At 68.5% G+C, this 3219-nt stretch carries 4 protein-coding genes; 2 read left to right on the forward strand and 2 right to left on the reverse strand.

Translation table 11 applies throughout. From position 1 onward, the window contains the following. Nucleotides 1-1143 (reverse strand): metallophosphoesterase family protein (locus RJ03_RS18960; protein ID WP_036504307.1); only part of this gene is annotated, 1143 nt, incomplete at its 3' end. Nucleotides 1144-1280: 137 nt separating this feature from the next. On the opposite strand from RJ03_RS18960, the gene RJ03_RS18965 reads away from it, so the two are divergent. Next, nucleotides 1281-1616, forward strand: coding sequence for a TfoX/Sxy family protein (locus RJ03_RS18965; RefSeq protein WP_036504308.1), 336 nt, complete (start codon nucleotides 1281-1283; stop codon nucleotides 1614-1616). Between the two features lie 23 nt (nucleotides 1617-1639). On the opposite strand, the gene RJ03_RS18970 is transcribed toward RJ03_RS18965, so the two are convergent. Beyond that, entirely contained in the window at nucleotides 1640-2260 is a 621-nt protein-coding gene (locus RJ03_RS18970) for a TetR/AcrR family transcriptional regulator (protein WP_036504310.1), read from the reverse strand. A 113-nt stretch (nucleotides 2261-2373) separates the two neighbouring features. Here RJ03_RS18970 and RJ03_RS18975 point away from each other — a divergent pair. Continuing rightward, nucleotides 2374-3219, forward strand: an 846-nt coding sequence (locus RJ03_RS18975; protein WP_036504311.1) for an alcohol dehydrogenase catalytic domain-containing protein, incomplete at its 3' end; no start/stop codon positions are given.

Genomic DNA, 3219 nt, shown 5'->3' on the forward strand with positions numbered 1-3219 from the left:
AGTCCGCTCCACCCAACCGGTCTGGGCGCCGCCCGAATAGCCGGTGTTGGCCTTGATCTCGTAGGAGACGTCGTTGGCGTCCAGCGACAGCACCGCCACATTGCCGTAGGTGAACGAGTACGCCGACGGGCAGCCCGCGGGCCCGTTGGCCGGAAGGTCCAGGCGGGCGAGGTGTCCACCGTACCCGTGGGTGTCGTAGGCGGCCTCCATGTCGTGGTTGCCGGTGGCGAACATCCACGGCGTGGTCGAGGCGCTGGCTTCGATGGCGCCGAAATACACGTCCCACACGTACGGATTGAACTTGTCGAATCCGTCGGGCAGTTTGTCACCGGCGGCGACGTAGCGCGGCTTCTTCCCCGCGCCCGACGGGTCGGCGTAGGCGATATCGCCCGCCAGCACATGGAAATCCGGCTTGCACGCCACGATCTGGCGCATCACGTTGTCCGCGTGCGGGACCGCCGGGTCGTTGTCGGGTTTGTAGTACTTGTCGTCGTAGTCGCCGGGGGCGACGCCCGCCGGCTGGGTGGGTGTGTCGTCGGTGCCCTGATCGCCCATCATGGTGAACCGGAAGGGCAGCACCGCGTTGCGCACACTCGGCATCGCGGTCGACGCGGCGCGGATGTCGCCGACGAATCCGTCGGAGGTGCGCCAGCGGTAGAAATGCGGCAGCCGTCCGGGCAGGCCGTCGACCGGCGCGTGCACATAGAACTGTTCGGCGGCGAGTACGCCGCTGTCGCTCGTGGGGATCTGGGTCACCAGATCGCGCACCTCCGCCTCGACACTCGCGCCGAGCGCCGGCGTCGGCCCGTGATCGAGAAAGACCTTGGCGCCGCTGGGATTACGCGACAGCTGCGCGGCGAAGCGCAGCTGACTGGCGGCGTCCGGGCCGAAGCCGACGTGGCGGCCGCCCACCGCGAGCTGCGCCTGATCGGCATAGGCCCGCCCCGCGAACGGTGAGGTGCCGACGGCGGCCACCGCGGCGGCCGCGGCCGAACCACGCAGGAAGTTCCGCCGCGACACCGCATGCCGCCGCAGATATCCCCGGTGCCATTCGTGCTGTTCGGCCATCGTCATGGTGGCGGCCAGCTGCTCGGGGATTCCGGTATCGGGGATGTCACCGGCAGGATTCAAGCGATTCCGCATGAGGTTGGATGCTGGTCCAACCACCGCACCGGAGCAACCGCTGCGGGTTCCCAAGGGCGCGAATTCTCGGTGAATTCTTCGAACCGGCCGCCGCGGGATCGGTCCGGATCTGTCGGTGCCCGGTGTGAGAATGCCCTATGGCCTATGACGAAGAGTTGGCGGACCGGATCCGGGACCTGCTCGGGCCGGCGGTGACCGAGACGGTCGAAAAGCGCATGTTCGGCGGGCTGGCCTTCCTGGTCGGCGGCAATATGGCGGTGGCGGCCAGCGGTCAGGGCGGCCTGCTGGTCCGGGTCGATCCGGCGCAGGCCGAGGAGCTCATCGACGGTTCCGCGGTCGCGCCGATGGTGATGGGCGGTCGGGAGATGCGGAACTGGTTGCGGGTGGCGCCGGAATATCTCGACGACGACGAGGTGCTGCACGCCTGGCTGGATCGTGGGCTCGGATATGCCCGCACGCTCCCGCCGAAATAACCGGAAGACGTTGTCCCGCTGTGTTATTCGGGCGCCTGCAGGGCCGGAAACCAGATATCGGTGAGGACTTCGGCGGCCGCGGCCGCGGTGACCTCGATGGTGCCCTGCATCGCCCATCGGGTGAAGAAGCGTTCCAGCTGCGCCACGAGTAGTTCGATGCGCAGGCGCGCTTCGTCGCGGCGGCTCTCGGGCCAGCGCGCCAGATAGTCCGGCATCCCGTCGGCGAGCTGCATGATGCCCTCCCGCGCGAGGTCGCGGAACTCCGGTTCCAGGGCGGTCGCCTCGTCCCAGGCGGGAAGCAGATCCTTGTTGTCGAAGAACCACTCGATGGCCCGGCGCATCCACGTGGTGAACTCCGCGCGGGAGCCGGTGGCCAGGACCCGGTCCAGATCCCGGTAGAAGAATTGGACGCTGGCGAGTGTGCCCTGTTCCGCGATCGCCCGCAGCACCTCGGTCTTACCGGTGAAGTGCAGGTAGAAGGTGGCCCGGCTGCAGCCGACCGCGGCGGCGATGTCGTCGACGCGCACTCCCAGATAACCCTCACGCGCGAACAACTGCCGCGCCTCCTCGACGATGCGCATCCGCGTCGCCCGCTTCTGCTCATCGCGCAGCGACCCGCGCCGGGCGGTCGATTCCGAAGGCATGACGTCGATGATAGACGCCCGCACACTCACTGGACGCTGTGTCCAGTGAGTGCTACCGTGTGTGCCACGTCACGTCCGGCGCTGCGCCGAACGCCGCGGTGAGGAAACAGAACATGCGCGCATTGCAATTGACCGGGCCCGGCACGCTGGAGCTACGCGAGGTCCCGATCCCCGAGATCGGACCCACCGATCTGCTGCTGAAGGTCGGGGCGGCCGGAATCTGCCATTCGGATTCGTTCGTGCTCGGCTTGCCGTTCCCGCTGCGCGAGGATCCGCTGACGATGGGGCATGAGATCGCCGGCACCATCGAGGCGGTCGGCGCCGAGGTCGACGGTCGTCGCGCGGGGGAGCGGGGCCTGGTCTACCTATGCTGGTCCTGTGGCGTGTGCCGGGAATGTGTGAGCGGTAACGAGAACGTCTGCATCGCGGCGGGGCGCACCGCGATGCCGCCCTGCCCGGGACTCGGGCCGGACGGGGGAATGGCGGAATACGTTCGTATTCCGGCGAATTCGTTCGTGCCCATCGGCGAGCTGGACTTCGCGACGGCGGCGCCGCTGGCCGATGCGGCGCTCACGCCGTATCACGCCATCCGCGGGGCCGCCGACCAATTGCGGCCCGGCGCCACCGCCGTCGCGATCGGCATCGGCGGGCTCGGACATGTCGCGGTGCAGATCCTGAAGGCCATCACGGCCTGCCGCATCATCGCGGTCGACATCTCCGCGGAGAAGCTGGAGCTCGCGACGGCATGTGGCGCCGATCTCACGCTGACGGCCGACGAGAAGACCGCCGCACGCATTCTGGACTGCACCGACGGCCGGGGTGCGGAGGCCGTGTTCGACTTCGTCGGCAACGACGCCACCGCGAAACTGGCCGTCGAATCGGTCGCTCCGAACGGCGCCTATCGCATGGTGGGACTCGACGGCGGTATTCCGGGCATCGACGCCAGACCCGCCGGTGGA

Source organism: Nocardia aobensis NBRC 100429, assembly GCF_000308375.1.
GTDB lineage: Bacteria > Actinomycetota > Actinomycetes > Mycobacteriales > Mycobacteriaceae > Nocardia > Nocardia aobensis.